General features: G+C 47.8%; 15 protein-coding genes. 9 read left to right on the forward strand and 6 right to left on the reverse strand.

Translation table 11 applies throughout. The annotated features are described in order from the left end of the window. The first annotated feature begins 8 nt into the window (after positions 1 to 8). The 7 genes from P9B68_RS02530 (at position 9) to cphA (ending at position 7,888) form a co-directional block, all read left to right on the forward strand. Complete coding sequence (locus tag P9B68_RS02530; protein WP_135657948.1) at positions 9 to 791, forward strand: Firmicu-CTERM sorting domain-containing protein; 783 nt, start codon at positions 9 to 11, stop codon at positions 789 to 791. After that, a complete protein-coding gene (xrtG, locus tag P9B68_RS02535; protein ID WP_135657946.1) occupies positions 788 to 1,384 on the forward strand; it encodes an exosortase family protein XrtG in 597 nt (198 codons plus the stop codon). The genes P9B68_RS02530 and xrtG overlap by 4 nt, the downstream gene beginning before the upstream one ends. After that, positions 1,368 to 2,765, forward strand: a complete 1,398-nt coding sequence (locus P9B68_RS02540) for a TIGR03111 family XrtG-associated glycosyltransferase (RefSeq protein WP_277668408.1) — start codon at positions 1,368 to 1,370, stop codon at positions 2,763 to 2,765. The genes xrtG and P9B68_RS02540 overlap by 17 nt, the downstream gene beginning before the upstream one ends. Continuing rightward, complete coding sequence (locus P9B68_RS02545; protein WP_277668409.1) at positions 2,755 to 3,234, forward strand: 6-carboxytetrahydropterin synthase; 480 nt, start codon at positions 2,755 to 2,757, stop codon at positions 3,232 to 3,234. Before P9B68_RS02540 ends, P9B68_RS02545 begins: the two co-directional genes overlap by 11 nt. Positions 3,235 to 3,377: 143 nt before the next feature. Next, positions 3,378 to 4,532 carry a beta-aspartyl-peptidase gene (iadA, locus tag P9B68_RS02550; RefSeq protein WP_135657940.1) on the forward strand — a complete coding sequence of 385 codons (1,155 nt, stop codon included), beginning with the start codon at positions 3,378 to 3,380 and terminating at the stop codon, positions 4,530 to 4,532. Continuing rightward, complete coding sequence (locus tag P9B68_RS02555; protein WP_277668410.1) at positions 4,486 to 5,295, forward strand: cyanophycinase; 810 nt, start codon at positions 4,486 to 4,488, stop codon at positions 5,293 to 5,295. The genes iadA and P9B68_RS02555 overlap by 47 nt, the downstream gene beginning before the upstream one ends. Further along, positions 5,285 to 7,888: a cyanophycin synthetase gene (cphA, locus tag P9B68_RS02560; protein WP_277668411.1), complete on the forward strand. Its 2,604-nt coding sequence runs from the start codon at positions 5,285 to 5,287 to the stop codon at positions 7,886 to 7,888. Before P9B68_RS02555 ends, cphA begins: the two co-directional genes overlap by 11 nt. Positions 7,889 to 8,368: 480 nt before the next feature. Here the strand turns inward: cphA and P9B68_RS02565 are convergent, their stop codons facing one another. Then, positions 8,369 to 8,548, reverse strand: a complete 180-nt coding sequence (locus P9B68_RS02565; protein ID WP_135657933.1) for a hypothetical protein — start codon at positions 8,546 to 8,548, stop codon at positions 8,369 to 8,371. 74 nt (positions 8,549 to 8,622) lie between these two features. Here P9B68_RS02565 and P9B68_RS02570 point away from each other — a divergent pair, with 74 nt between their 5' ends. Together P9B68_RS02570 and P9B68_RS02575 are read left to right on the forward strand one after the other, a co-directional pair. After that, positions 8,623 to 10,203 carry a recombinase family protein gene (locus P9B68_RS02570; RefSeq protein WP_277668412.1) on the forward strand — a complete coding sequence of 527 codons (1,581 nt, stop codon included), beginning with the start codon at positions 8,623 to 8,625 and terminating at the stop codon, positions 10,201 to 10,203. An 18-nt stretch (positions 10,204 to 10,221) separates the two neighbouring features. Then, the gene (locus P9B68_RS02575) at positions 10,222 to 10,629 is read left to right on the forward strand and encodes a manganese catalase family protein (protein WP_407932260.1); all 408 of its coding nucleotides are present in this window, start codon (positions 10,222 to 10,224) and stop codon (positions 10,627 to 10,629) included. A 185-nt stretch (positions 10,630 to 10,814) separates the two neighbouring features. On the opposite strand, the gene P9B68_RS02580 is transcribed toward P9B68_RS02575, so the two are convergent. From P9B68_RS02580 to P9B68_RS02600, 5 genes are all read right to left on the reverse strand, one after another. Next, positions 10,815 to 11,021, reverse strand: a complete 207-nt coding sequence (locus tag P9B68_RS02580) for a helix-turn-helix domain-containing protein (protein WP_135657928.1) — start codon at positions 11,019 to 11,021, stop codon at positions 10,815 to 10,817. A gap of 257 nt (positions 11,022 to 11,278) precedes the next feature. After that, a complete protein-coding gene (locus P9B68_RS02585; protein ID WP_277668413.1) occupies positions 11,279 to 11,815 on the reverse strand; it encodes a hypothetical protein in 537 nt (178 codons plus the stop codon). Positions 11,816 to 11,874: 59 nt separating this feature from the next. Further along, a complete protein-coding gene (locus P9B68_RS02590; RefSeq protein ID WP_135657919.1) occupies positions 11,875 to 13,425 on the reverse strand; it encodes a coiled-coil domain-containing protein in 1,551 nt (516 codons plus the stop codon). 45 nt (positions 13,426 to 13,470) lie between these two features. Beyond that, the gene (locus P9B68_RS02595) at positions 13,471 to 13,803 is read right to left on the reverse strand and encodes a DUF192 domain-containing protein (RefSeq protein ID WP_135657916.1); all 333 of its coding nucleotides are present in this window, start codon (positions 13,801 to 13,803) and stop codon (positions 13,471 to 13,473) included. 3 nt (positions 13,804 to 13,806) lie between these two features. Beyond that, positions 13,807 to 14,721 carry a type II secretion system F family protein gene (locus tag P9B68_RS02600; protein ID WP_135657914.1) on the reverse strand — a complete coding sequence of 305 codons (915 nt, stop codon included), beginning with the start codon at positions 14,719 to 14,721 and terminating at the stop codon, positions 13,807 to 13,809. Between the last annotated feature and the right edge of the window lie 6 nt (positions 14,722 to 14,727).

Raw genomic sequence — 14,727 nt, forward strand, 5'->3', positions numbered from 1 at the left:
GTGTACAAATGAAGCAACATCGTTTTTTTATACTGCTGGTTCTTTCCGCGCTTATGGCGATTTGCTCCCCGGCATATGCTTTTGCAAGCGGAATCCCATCGAGCTCCGGCAATTCCGTTATTCAGATTGACGGGAATTTCGACGACTGGAAAGACGTTCCGTATTCCTACGAATATAACTGGAACAACCCCTATATCCTGTATAACCAATGGAACCCTGCCACGCAAAAAAACGAAACAGTTACCTACACCGATGAAAATGGAAAGCCCTACAACACAACAATCCGGCATAAGATGTCGCTTTACAGGGACGACCAATACGTTTACTTACATATTATTATGGCAAAAAACTACTACCACAGCATCATCGGCGACGATTATGAATTCTGGTGCGACGGGAAACGGGTTATGTTTCAGGTCGTAATGCCCGGAGGACGCACGATTACAAGTTCTTCGTTCGGTCCCGGAATCCACCCGGTAGAGGTAAGGCACGGGGATTCCGGCATTGCTTGGAGCATTGCAAAAGGTTCAAAGGCCATACTGAAAAGGAATCCGGGCGGCGTGAACGACGAACTGGAAATGAAAATCCCGTTTTCGGAATTGAAACGCCAGAGACCCAGCATTGACCCGGACGATATCCGCGTTCTGGAATTCTTTACCCCCAACCTCATGTACCGGCATATCGCGTGCGCCGGTACGGATACTGCTCCCTATATCGGCATTGCGGTCTGTGCCGCTTTCGCCGTTGCTGGATATTTACTTTACAGAAAGAAAGGTAAACAGTTGGTATGACGGCAGTTTCCATCCTGTGTTTTATCATATGGCTTTATATTCTTAGGGTCGGATACCGTTCCAAACTGGATTTCTTTACCTTTGTCTGGGGTAGTGTGGGCGTTTTTGTCTTTATGATGATATGGGTCAGCCCTTCCCTGTCCGTTCCTTTCTCCAAACTAATATCCTACGTTTCGGGGCTGGTGGGACAGGCAACGCATATGTACGAAGCCTCCACGCAACTGGGAATCTTATTTGTTCCCAACGCGAAATCCTCCGTCATTTCCCTGTATATTGACCTGGAATGTTCCGGGATTATTGAAATTATGGCGTTTCTCTGCATGCTTTGCTTTTTCCCCGTTTTCAGCGTCAAGGAAAAGCTGATGATCGGAGTGGGGGCGGTTGTCTGGATATTTGCCGCAAACATCCTGCGCGTATTCCTAATCTGTATGATGGTTTACTACCGCGGTTTGAGCGCTTTCTATCTGGCGCATTCCATAGTGGGGCGCATGGTGTTCTACATCCTTTCCATCGCCCTCTATTTCCTTGTGTTTACAAAAGCCCAGATCAGAAGGCAGAAAGTCGGAGGCTTCCGTTATGCTGGAAATCATTAAATTTTTATCCAGCCAGTTCATTTTCTGGCTGGCATGGATCTTTATCCCGCTTGTAATGGAAGGCGTGCCTTCCGTAATCAGCTTTTTCCTGCTTCTGAAAAAGGGGGTTCGCCAAAAAAAGGAAAAGAACCCGATCCTTTTGCCCGAAATCTCCCTGATTATCCCGGTTTACAATTCCAGCGATACGCTGGAAGCGTGCCTTGAATCCGTTTATCATTCCAATTACCCCATGGACTTAATCGATATTCTGCTGGTGAATAACAAAAGCACCGATGACAGTTTCCTTGTCTATCAAATGGCGCAAGCGAAATTCCCGAAGCTGTCCATGCAGTGGCTGAACGCAAAGCAGGGTAAATCCAAGGCGCTGAATATGGCGCTGTATAACAGCGAAGGAAAATACATAATCCATATCGACAGCGACGGAAAGCTGCACCCCGACGCGCTGAAGAACATCGTCGTGCGGTTTGAAAACAACCTGAACATCCATTGTATGACGGGAAGCATTTTGACCGACCCGGATTTAATTAATCAGACGAAGGGTCCCTTAAAGCGCCTGTTCCGCAAACTGGAATTCATGGAATACTGCCAGGCGTTTCTGGTCGGCAGGAATTTCGAAGCGGAGCTGAACAGTATTTTTACCCTGTCGGGCGCGTTTTCCGCCTTCCGGAAATCCACTATTTTGAAAACGCAGCTCTACAACACCGACACCGTCAGCGAAGACACCCACGTAACCTTTCAGGTGCGCAAGCTGCTGAAGCAAAAGGTGTATATCTGTGAAAACGCGTTTTTTCTGGTGGACCCGATCGAAGACTTCAACAAGCTGTATGTGCAGCGCCAGCGTTGGCAGCGCGGCGAGCTGGAAGTCGCCCACATGTTCCATATGGAAAAATTCTCACTACTGCCCGGCTTCTTTTCGAACTTTATGGTGCGTCTCCTGCTGTTTGACCATACGTTTGTCTTTCCCCGGATGATCTGGTACTTTGCGCTTATCTTCCTTGCGTTCTGGGGTTCCCAGGTACAGCATATTGTCACATCCGTTCTGATTTTATACTGTATGTATGTTTTAACAACATTTTTATTCTATCTGAACGTCAATATCTACTTTTCGAATTTCCCGGAATACAAAAGCTTCTACCGGTCTAAGTTCTATCTGATATTTCTGCTGCCGCTCTACAATTTTATTGTTTTCTGGATCCGTGTTGCGGGGATCATCAACAGCATAAAAGGGCACAATAGTTGGCGTACCAGCAATATTACGGAGGAATTTTCGAAATTCCGCAAGGTTGTCCGGTCCGATCTTTTTGTTTTTTCCTGCTTCTTCATACATAAACAAAAACGCGTGCGGACAATGCGTAAAGGGGAAATGAAAATTGGGATTTGAACAGTACAAGTTTAAATTTTATCTGAACGCAAACCATGCGATTCAAATTAACGGCCGAACCGGCGAAGTACATCCGCACACCTGGGAAATCAGCATTATAGCCGTTAAGAGGAACGATCGCTTTGTGCGTTTCAACGATATGGAAGCGGTTATTGACGCGATGTTCGACAAGTATCAGGACAAGCTGATCAACGAAGTGGAACCTTTTGACGAAATAAATCCCACTCTGGAAAATATATGTGAAGTCTTTCGGGACAAAATTGACCGGATACTCAAAAACGAGGGCTGGGAGCTGAAAAGGATTGAAGTCAGCGAAACGCCCGCGCGGTCCTATGTTATTACTTACGCGGATGATACTTCCAGTCTGGAAAAACCGGCTTTATCCGGATTGGATAAGGACGCGCAAGAACAGTACATTACCAATATCATCAACGAATATCTTCACCCGGAAAACGGCGCTCTGTCGTAAACACGGGGCATGAAAAAGGACGGCTCTGCATGGGCCTTCTTTTTTTATCGAAATTCGAACAAATCATCATGGGAAGAAAGCATAAAAAACAAAATAGTATCCCATAATAAAACTTAAAACCGGAATGTTAGGAATCTGGCAAAATGATTGTTCTTTTAAAGGGCCTTGAATGTTACACCCCAAAACACATCGGAAAAAATGATATTTTGATAAGCGGGGGAAAAATTGAAAAGATACGGCCCGAAATCCACCTAAACAGCGAATATGTACACATTTACGATTGCGGCGGCCTAATCGCCTTGCCGGGCCTGATTGACCAGCACGTCCATATTCTGGGCGGCGGCGGCGAAGGAGGCTTTATAAGCCGCATTGGGGAAATCGAGGCCAACGAAATTCTGGAAACCGGCGTTACCACCCTTGTGGGATTGCTGGGCGCGGACAGCTGTACCCGAAGCCTAGACGCCCTTTACGCAAAAGCAAAAGCATTGGAGGAGGCGGGAATCACAACCTATCTTTATTCCGGTGCATATTCCATGCCGCCCGTCACCTTTACCGGAAGCATCGTGCGCGATTTGGCATTTATTGATAAGGTAATCGGAATCGGCGAAATTGCCGTTTCAGACCACCGTTCCTCCCACTGCGGGCTGCATGAGATGCTGAAAATGGCGTCGGACACCCACTTAGGAGGACTCCTTGGAAAAAAAGCCGGCGTTCTGCACCTGCATATGGGCAGCGGGAAACAGGGGCTGGCTCCTGTTCTGCAGATGCTGGAGCACAGCGAACTGCCTATGGAAGAATTTGTCCCCACCCATGTGAACCGCGACAGGGAATTATTTGGACAGGCGGTGGAATACTGCAAGTCTGGGGGTTGCATTGACCTTACAACCGGCGAAACCGACGGGATTTCCGTCCCGGACGCAGTAGAACGGCTGATCCGATCCGGATGCAGTTTGAAAAACGTTACAGTCAGTTCTGATGCAAACGGAAGTAATCCAAACGGTACTGTCAGCCGCATTCATACTTTGTGGGAGGACATTCTCCGCTGTATTACTTATAAAAAAATCGACCCGGAAACCGCATTCAGCCTGGTGACGCAGAATGTGGCAAAAGTATTGAAGCTATACCCCCGAAAAGGAGCGCTTCTGGAAGGAAGCGATGCGGACATTCTGGTCATCAGCCGAAATTACGAAATAAAAAAACTTTTCAGCGCAGGGAAACTGTTGAAAGAATATGAAAACACAGGTGAAAAGAATGCAAAAAAGAGGTTACCTTATCATTATCGGCGGCGCAGAAGATAAGAACGGCGAAAGCGTAATCCTGAAGCAAGCGCCCGAAATGCTCTCCGATAATGATATTCTTACGGTCTTAACTACGGCGACGGAAAACCCGGAAAAGGTCGGGGCAAATTATCACGAGGTATTCAAACGGCTTGGCGTAACCAATATCGAAATCTTAAATATCAACACGCGCGAGAACGCGGAAAATGAGCATTACTGCGAAATGATCCGAAAATCCAAATGCATTTTTATGACGGGCGGCGACCAGCTCCGCATCACAAGCATTTTGGGCGGAACAAAGGCATACAGCGAAATAAAAAATCTTTACGACGAGGGTGGAATCATTATGGGAACCAGCGCCGGCGCGTCCGTAATGACTTCCACCATGGTGGTTCAGGGGAAAGACAATGAGCCCGCCCGGAAATGCACCCTGAAAATGGCGCCGGGGCTGGGCCTTTTGAACGGCGTGATTATCGACCAGCATTTCGATCAGCGCGGGCGGTTCGGGCGGCTGCTTTGCGGGGTGGCGGAGAACCCGGATGTTTTGGGAATCGGTATTGACGAGGATACCGCCATCAAAGTTTACCCCGACCTGCACTTCGAAATTATCGGCTCGAACGCGGTAACGATCATTGATGGGAAAACCATTCAGAGTTCGAATGTTTCCGAACTAAACCCGGATGAGATCCTTGCCATTATGGGCGTAACGGTTCACGCGCTTCCCCAGGGGTATGGATTTGATCTGACTGAAAGAAAGGTCTTACGTTTAAAAGATGGGAACTGATAAAATACGAATTCTGGACTTTATTACCTATCCGGGCCGGAATATTTACTGCCACAGGCCCATTATGAAACTGATCGTGGACATCGGTGAATATTGGGATATCCCCACAAAGGATATCGAGGGGTTCCATGACCGCCTGCTGAAAGCCTTTCCGGGGCTTAGAAAAAACTGCTGCAGTCTTGGGTACGAGGGCGGTTTCCTGAAACGGCTGAAAGAAGGGACCTACCTTGCGCATGTGCTTGAGCATGTTATTCTGGAAATGCAGTACATGCTCGGCTACAAAGTAAAATTCGGGAAAACCCGTGTGCTGGAGGAGCCTTCGGTTTACTACCTTGTTTATGAGTTTCAGAACGAGGTCTGCGGGCTGGAATGCGGGAAAACCGCTGTTTTTATTTTGAATTGTTTTCTCAACGGCACAGAACCCGACACGCAGTTCTTTATGGATTATCTAAAAAAAATCTCCATCGATGCGGAGCTTGGCCCAAGCACCACGGCGATTGTGCAGGAAGCGAAGCGCCGGAACATTCCGGTAACGAGGATCGGCCACGAAAGCCTTGTGCAGCTCGGCTACGGAAAGTACAGCCGGATTGTGGAATCCACCCTGACGGACGCAACATCCTGCATCGCCGCCGACATCTCCTGCAACAAACAGCTTACGAAAACCATTCTTGCCGAAAACCACATTCCCGTGCCGTACGGAAAGGTGGTCTATTCCGAAATCTCCGCCGTCATCGCGGCAAAGCAGATCGGCCTTCCCGTCGTGCTGAAGCCCTGTGACGGCAATCAGGGAAAGGGCGTCGTTTTAAATTTAGACCGGGAAGAAGATATTAAAAACGCGTTCCGCGAGGGATGCAAATACGGCAGCGGGGTGATCGTTGAAAAATTTGTAAGGGGAAACGATTACCGTGTGCTTGTGGTCGGCAATAAAGTGAGCGCGGTTGCCAAGCGCCTGCCCGCCATGGTTGTCGGCGACGGAAAGCATACGGTCAGGGAACTGGTCGATCTGGTAAATCTGGATGAAAACCGCGGGGAACAGCACGAAAAGCCCCTGACAAAAATCAAGATCGATGAAATTTCCATCCGTATCCTGGAAAATGAAAATTTGACGGTGGATTCCATTCCGGAGCAAGGCCGGGTGGTAAAGCTTCGCGCAAACGGGAACCTGAGCACCGGCGGCACGGCAATCGACTGCACCGACCAGATTCATCCGGAAAACGCGGAGCTTGCCGTCCGGGCGGCGAAATCCATCGGGATTGACATTGCGGGAATCGACATCGTCACGGAGGATATCTCAAAATCCATTTTGGATACCGGAGGCGTGATTGTGGAAGTAAATTCCGCGCCCGGCATTCGCATGCACATTTACCCAAGCCAGGGCACGCCGCGGAATGTTGCGGCAGACATTGTGGATCTTCTGTTCCCTACGGACGAATCCATCCGCTTCCCCATTGTTTCCGTTACCGGAACCAATGGAAAAACCACAACGGCGCGCCTGATAGCCCACACGCTGTCTTTATGCGACAGAAAGGTTGGTTTGACCAGCACCAGCGGAACGTTTGTGAACGGAAAATGCCTTTTTAAAGGCGATCATTCCGGGCCGCGCAGCGCCAAAACCCTTTTATCGAATAAGGATATCGATTGTGCGGTTCTGGAAACTGCACGCGGCGGCATTATCCGGGAAGGTCTGGGGTATGATCTGGCCGACGTCGGAATTGTGATGAATATTGGCGAAGACCATTTGGGAATGGACGGAACCGAAACGCTGGAGGACCTCGCTTACGTCAAATCTCTGGTAACGGAAGCGGTTAAGGAAAACGGCTACGCTGTTTTGAACGCGGAAGACGGTATGACCCCCTATCTGGCGGAACGGACAAGGGCAAATATCGTCCTCTTTTCAAAAAACAACCGTTTCGAAAAAATCGGCAAAGAGGAGCAGATCCGGGTGTTTGCACAGGACGGATGGATTCGCATACAGGAAAAAGAAACCCTGATTTCCCTTCTTCCTGCAGCGGATGTCCCGATCACCTGCGGCGGAAAGATTGCATGCAATATTGAAAATTCGCTGGCCGCAACCGCAGCCCTCTATGCGCTGGGGATTCCCGCCGATAGAATCGCACAGGGCCTGCGGTCGTATAAACAAAACAGCGGACGCTTCAGCTTATATGATGTGAATAATTTTCACGTTATGCTTGATTACGGGCATAACCTTCCGGGATATCAAGAGGTCATTCGGGCCTGCAAACACTTTCAGCCGAAAAGACTGGTCGGTGTAATCGGGATGCCCGGCGACCGCAGCGATAAAGCCATCCGCTCGGTAGGCGCTTTATGCGCCGAATCCTTCGACCGGATTTATATTAAGGAGGATGAGGACAAGCGCGGCAGGGAACCGCTGGAAGTAGCCAATCTGTTTAAAAGCGCAATCCTCGAAAAAAATTACGATGAAGAAAAAGTAACGGTCATCGAAAACGAGCTGGAAGCTCTGAAAGCAGCCGTTGAAAGTGCAGATGCCGGCGATCTGATTGTTATTCTCTACGAAAAACTGGAACCCCTTCAGGAATATTTAAACGCAATCGGCGCGAAGCCCGCGCAATAACGAAAAGAGGACATGGAAAAATCCATGTCTTCTTTTCTATAATTTCGAAACCCGTTTGCTGCAAATTGCTAATTTAAAAATATTTGAAAAAATATGTTGCAATATCCCTCCTATGTTGTCTTTATAAAATTGAAAAAAATGATTTTATATTTATAAGGAGATGGTTCTGGAATATCAGCCATCGAGTCGGTTCAATTCGTTACCTGCCTTGGCGTTTTCAATGTTGATGACATTCTTTAAATACGATCGGCTGTATATTTGGATACTTTTCTTTGCCGAATTGTGATCGGTGGGAAGTATGCAGCAAAATTCGAACTTAAGCTGGCTTGTAAGCCTGTGGGAGAAAATGAAGCTTTTTTAAAGAAACAATCCTATCTATTAGCAAGACTCGAGTCATGGCTATGTAGTTCGACTGAACGCCTATTGATACATTCGGCAGGCGCTTTTTCCATATACATAAAACGGCTTGCAAAGATTCCCCTATTTTCTGTTTTGTCCTTTCAAAAGGATGTTTATCGAAGCCTGCGCCGCCTGACTCAGAATCCTGCGTTCATCGTCCGGAGCATTGTCCGCGAAGGCGGCGTCGCAGAAAAGAATCCGCGTCCCCCCAATGGAATATTCTTCTACGATTTCCCCTTCAGCCGGAATTTTCGCAAGCATGATTATCACCACGCTACATGTGTATTCCTATTGAGAATTGTCCTATGACACCACTCTCTACGGAGGCGAAAAAAATGCCCTACTGCCTTTATTTACGCAAATCCCGCGCGGATGCGGAAGCGGAAGCCCGCGGCGAGGGCGAAACGCTTGCCCGCCATGAAAAAACGCTGCTGGAGCTTTCCAGGCGGCTACATTTGGAAATATCCGAAATCTACCGCGAAATCGTATCCGGCGAAACCATCGCAGCCAGGCCGGTCATGCAGCGGCTTCTGGCCGAGGTGGGACGAGGCGTCTGGGACGGCGTACTCGTAATGGAAGTGGAGCGTCTCGCCCGCGGCGACACAATCGACCAGGGCATTGTTGCCCAGACTTTCAAATTGAGCGGGACCAAGATCATTACGCCAATGAAAACCTACGACCCGAATAACGAATACGATGAGGAATATTTCGAATTCGGATTATTTATGAGCCGGCGTGAGTACAAAACCATCAACCGGCGTTTACAGCGGGGCCGCATCGCATCGGTAATGGAAGGTAAATATAACGGAAGCAAACCACCATACGGCTACCGCCGCGTGAAAATTGAAAACGGCCGCGGTTATACCCTTCAACCCGACGAGGAACAGGCCCCCGTTGTAAAGCTGATTTTCAGCCTGTATGCATACGGCGAAAAAAGGGCAGACGGCGGCATGGACGAAACCGGTATTTCCAAAATCGCCAGCAAGCTCAACAGCCTGGGAATTCCAGCCGCAAAGGGCTGCGTCTGGACTGCCTCTTCCATCCAGACGATGCTGCGCAATCCGGTCTACATCGGAAAAGTCCGATGGAACGCGCGGCCCGTCCGGAGGAAAATAGAGAACGGCGAAATGGTAAAAACCCGCCCCCGCGCAAAACCGGAGGACTGGATTCTAAAGGACGGGCTGCATCCGGCGCTGATTGATAATAAAACGTGGGAAACGGTACAGCGCCGACTGAAAGAAAACCCTTCCCGCCCATGCCCACGAGAATACGAAACGCAAAACCCGCTTGCCGGGCTGGTGGTCTGCGGGATCTGCGGACGGAAAATGGTACGCCGCCCTCAAAAAGGGGCGGCCGCCACGCTGATGTGCCCTGCACCCGCCTGCCGGAACATCAGCTGTAGGCTGGACTGCGCCGAGGATCGAATCCTGCTTGCGCTGCGCGGCTGGCTATCCGGTTATCAGCTTCCATACGAAGCCGCATCCCGCCAGACGCCGCAATCAGAGTGGAAAAAGCAGGCCCTCGCGAAAATGATTCGCAAGCAGAGAGAGCTGATAAAACAGCAAGAACGGATTTATGAATTTTTCGAAAAGGGCGTTTATACCACCCCTATATTCCAAGAACGCCTGAAAAGGAATCTGGAACAATTGGAATATACAGAAAAAACGATTACACAAATCCAGGCGGAAATACAGGCGCTTAAACCTGAGCGCAATAAGGAAATCCTGCCAAAAACAGATCCCGTATTCGCACGGTATGAATACGGGACTCCGGCGGAAAAAAACGCGCTTCTCAAGTCTGTTTTAAAAAAGGTGATTTATACGAAAGCCGTCCGGACGCATCGGAACGGCGCGCCGGACGGCTTTGAACTGATCCTTTTCCCACGCCTGCAAAAAGGACATACGGATAACGGATAACCTTATGGAGCAGAAGAACTGGCACATTTGGAAATGATTGGCACAATTGTCCATCAGTTAACACGGAACCTTACCGAAGAAGAGATCAAAGCCGGCGGATTTGACGCTTACTTTGTTAACCATACGAACGGAGTTTATCCCGCCGACTCATCCGGTATGCCGTTCACCGCCGCATATCTGCAGGTGAAGGGCGACCCGATAACGGATATCCACGAAGATTTGGCGGCCGAACAAAAAGCGCGCAGCACCTACGACAACATCCTGCGTTTTACCGACGACCCGGATGTGCGCGACCCAATCAAATTTCTTCGTGAACGCGAAATCGTGCACTACCAGCGCTTTGGCGAAGGGCTGCGCATTATTACCGACCAACTGGATTCGAAGAACTTCTATGCGTTTAATCCTGCGTTTGATAACCGAAAATAAAAAAGGCGCGGCCGAATGGCTGCGTTTTTTTTTTGCCCAGTTACAGCCAAATAGCGGCGCATACCGCTTTTTGCCCGAAACAAGGAAGAAAACCGGGAACCTCCATATGAAAATTGCCATTTGGAGGTTCCCGGTAAATCGTATTCGTTTTTCCTCGGAACGTTTTGAAAACTCACCCGCCAATTTTACATCTTGTCCGTCCTGCCTAAAAGATAATCCGTACTCACTCCAAAAAATTCAGCAAGACAGCATAAAGTAAGAACCGAGGGGTACCGATTCCCTCGTTCGTAATTTCCGATAGACATTGGATGGGCGCCTATATCTCTCGCAAGCTGCGCCTGTGAAAGCCCTCTTTGATTACGCAAATTGTGTAAACGTTCAGGAAATTTCATGATTCATTCACCGCCTAATAAACAAAGGTTATATTATGTCAACCCCATCGATACGCCGATGGGTATTTCCGCAGCACCAAAGGCGTGTTCCCTACGGTCCGAAGGAGGCCGTAATCCATTGTGCCAAGGGAATTCGTCTGTCTTGGGGCTGCTTTTTTTCTGCATTGCCTTTTCGTTTCTTCCAGCATGTATTTATTCGCACTGTGATTCCATTTGAACAAAAAACATCCCGCTGCTGCACACAAAGCAGCAGTTTATTACTGAACCACCAAATACCGGCTTTGCTTTTTCGGATAAATGGGTAACATCCATTCCTCCGAGCCAAAGCAAAGGCCTGCAAAGGTTGTGGAATTCGTGGAAAATACAACTTCCTTAAACTGACTGGCAAGCACGGCAAACAAATAGGTGACTACCAATTCCTGCGACTTGCAGTCCTCATAGATTTGCGCATATTCCTCCAGCATAGGCATTTTTATTTTCCGCAATATGTTCTGATTCCACTTCGGATCAATTTCGGAACACAACGCAAGATACCCTGTAAAATGGTCTTCAGGATTTACAATGTAAACACAGAATTTTGCGGAACAACGCAAGGCTACTTTCTGGCACACAATCCACTGCTTACGCATTTTCTCCCGATAGGTCCGGGAAGGGATATTTCTAAACAGTTCAAATAAATCTTTTTCACAGTGATTATTAAAAAAATCGCGTTGATAGTGCTGAAGAAACATCTGCTTATCCATCGTTTGAAATAAATATTTCATTTTTGAAAACTGAGCTGCATCCATTGTCATTTTGACTTCACCATCCCGTCAGGGCCCGAATTTAAAGGTCCCGCTTTTAAGAACGACTTTTAATTTTCTTGCCCGCTTTCCATATACGTCCATTCTGCTAATTTTTTTGCCTTTTGCTGAGCCTCTTCAAATGGAAAAAGAATATTTTTTTGACCAGACGAAACTGTTTCCCCTTGGTCATCCCCGGAATCCTCGAACTTGTGGCTGGAAACAGCACCGCTGAAATCCTTGTTAAGCTTTTCAGGGACATTTATTTCCTCCTGATATGCTTTTAACTGCTGAGAGAGCTGAGCATTCTCCTCTTCGAGCCTCTGAATTCGGTCGTTTCCGGCACTTAGCTGAGCCAACAGCTTTACATTTTTTACCTGAAGATCGGTTTTTTCGCGCATTAAGATATTCAACTGCTCTTTTTCGCCTTTCGACCGTTCCAAAAGTGATTTTGCGGCCTTTGCCTGCCGATCCATTTGATCGAGAATATACTGCACAGAGTGATGGACATTTCGAATCTCTTGACACAAGCAGGCATTTCTTCTTTTTAAAGAAATATTCTCCTGCTCTTGATGTTGATATTTCGACAGCACAACCTGCATGTCCTCTTTCTGATTTTCTAGGACGCTGACAAGATCTTTCAGCCGCAGATAATCATTGTGCAAATCGCTGTACTCTTTTTGCAACTGTTCAAGTGTCGCCCTCGCGGTTATGCCGTTATCAACCTCTTTCTGCAAAGAAAGGATTTGCTGCCGCTGTTTCTGCATTTTATGAACCCAAAGCCGGAAGTGCCTTTTTGTGCGCTCCACTTCTTTGGCATATCTGTCCTCCATCTGGCGCAATTGCTCCTCTTTCTGGGTAACCTCATTCTCCAGCCGGGAGAATTCCTTCTGTGCGCTTTCCAACGCCAAGGATTTTTCCTGAAAACTTTTTTCAAGGCTAGCATACTTAGACTGCAGGGACTGGAAGCTGCTTTGCAAACTGCTTAATTCCGAATTATCCCCGCCCCTCTGCGCCAGTTCCTCATTTAGCCGCTGCACTTCATCCTGAAGGCTCTTTTTCTCTTTCTTTGTGCCGGCAACATGTTGTTCCAAGCCGGCGCAATAGGTTTTTAATTCCTCCAGACGCTTCTTAAGGGTGCGGATTTCGTCCGACTCAACATTTTGCATCTGTTCGCAGCTGCGGTTGTATTTTTCCGTGATCTCTTCCATGGATCTTTGCAGTACCTGATAATCCTGCTGCGTTTTATCAAGAATCGCCTGCAAATCCGTTTTTTCTTTCATATACTGCTGCAGGCGCTCCTGAACTTTTTCAAAATCCGCCCCGATTTTCTCTGTTTCGCTCAACTGCGATTTCAACAAGCGGCACTCATGGTTCAGGTTTGACCGTTCGATCAAAAGGTCTTTGACCTGCTGCTCCAGATTGGCCTTCATGCGCCTTTCCCGTTCTTTCATTTCCTCAATGAAGTGATCCACGTCCTTTTTTGCATACCCGCCCAACAGCGAAGGCTTCAGTTTGTCTTTTAAATCTTCCTGTTCGCTACGATTCCTTATTGCATAGAGATCTGAATCATCATAGAAATCTTCCGGTTCTGTTGTCATCTGATAAACCTTTTTTTCCATTACCGAACCATATCCTTTCACCGCTTATGGAGTAATAACGCTTGTCTATGCGCCTTCTATGGTGCAGGCCTCGCCGACAGCAAGGCCTGCGGCGCTATGCGCGGGAAGCTCCAGAATGTTTTTAGTCCCTTTCACAATTCTGCCTACCCGCCATGGAGGAAGCGTTTCGACATATAATACTTTGTATTCCTTGCTGAAATAAACAACATCTATTGCAAATCTCATAAAACAGGTATGGATACAAGAACAATTTTCCAGTAAGAGACCTTCTCCCTTTCGTAAGGTTTTCTTCCCCATAAGGCCCTTCAGCCTTTTTAGAAAACCGTCCGCAATAGAAACGCGATCTGCAATAACAGCCCCATTTTGCATTACTTTCATCTTTCAAATCTCCGTAAACATTTTCATAATTGATAGAACAGATGGTCCGAGAAGGACAATAAACAAAGCCGGGAAAATGAAAAGAACCAACGGGAATAAAATCTTGATTGGAATTTTCATGCTTTTTTCCTTAACCTCCTGCTTATGCGCCATGCGGACTGTATCCGCCTGCGCGCGCAAGATGTCTTTTAGGGAAAAGCCGTATTCGTCCGCCTGAACCACTACCCCGACAAAAGTTTTAACTTCTTCAACCTCGCACCGTTGGGCTAAGGACCGCAGGGCGTCTTTGCGAGATTTTCCAAGCGTCATTTCGCGCAGGGCAACCGCCAACTCCTCTGCAAGCGGCCCTTCGTTGTTCTTTGTGACGTACTGAACCGCCTGATCAAACCCCAAGCCGGCCTCCATACTGACGCTTAAAAGGTCTAAAAGCTCGGGAAGCTGGCTTGCCATGGCTTCTTTCCGGCGCGTAATGGCGCTTTCGAGCTTAAATCGATTCAGAATATAACCTGCTAAAATTCCATATAGAACAAATAGAATGATCTGCTTCGGCGGCTGACCCATCCAAAGCCCGTAGAAACCGCCCAACGCCCCACAGGAAAGGGTGACAAGGATGACCATAGCCTGATACTCGCTGTCCTTCATATGGATACCGGCGAGCCTGAGCCGGGCATTTATTTTTTGAAGGTTTTTGGGCGTTTTCGGAATCAGTTTGGAAATTCCAACAATAATGCGATTTACAAACGGTTTTAAAATGCGGTCAAAAAAAGAAACATCTGTACTTTCTTCATTTAGGGAGTCCGATCCGCCTGAATTAATTGCGGCCATTCTTTTCTGAAGACGTTCCGCTTTCATTTCTTTTCTGCCAAAAAACAGCAGAACCAGAAGATAGGCCAAAACTCCGCTGCATATTGCCTGCATATTCTC

It is taken from the genome of Caproiciproducens galactitolivorans (assembly GCF_029266045.1).
Taxonomy (GTDB): Bacteria; Bacillota; Clostridia; order Oscillospirales; family Acutalibacteraceae; genus Caproiciproducens; species Caproiciproducens galactitolivorans.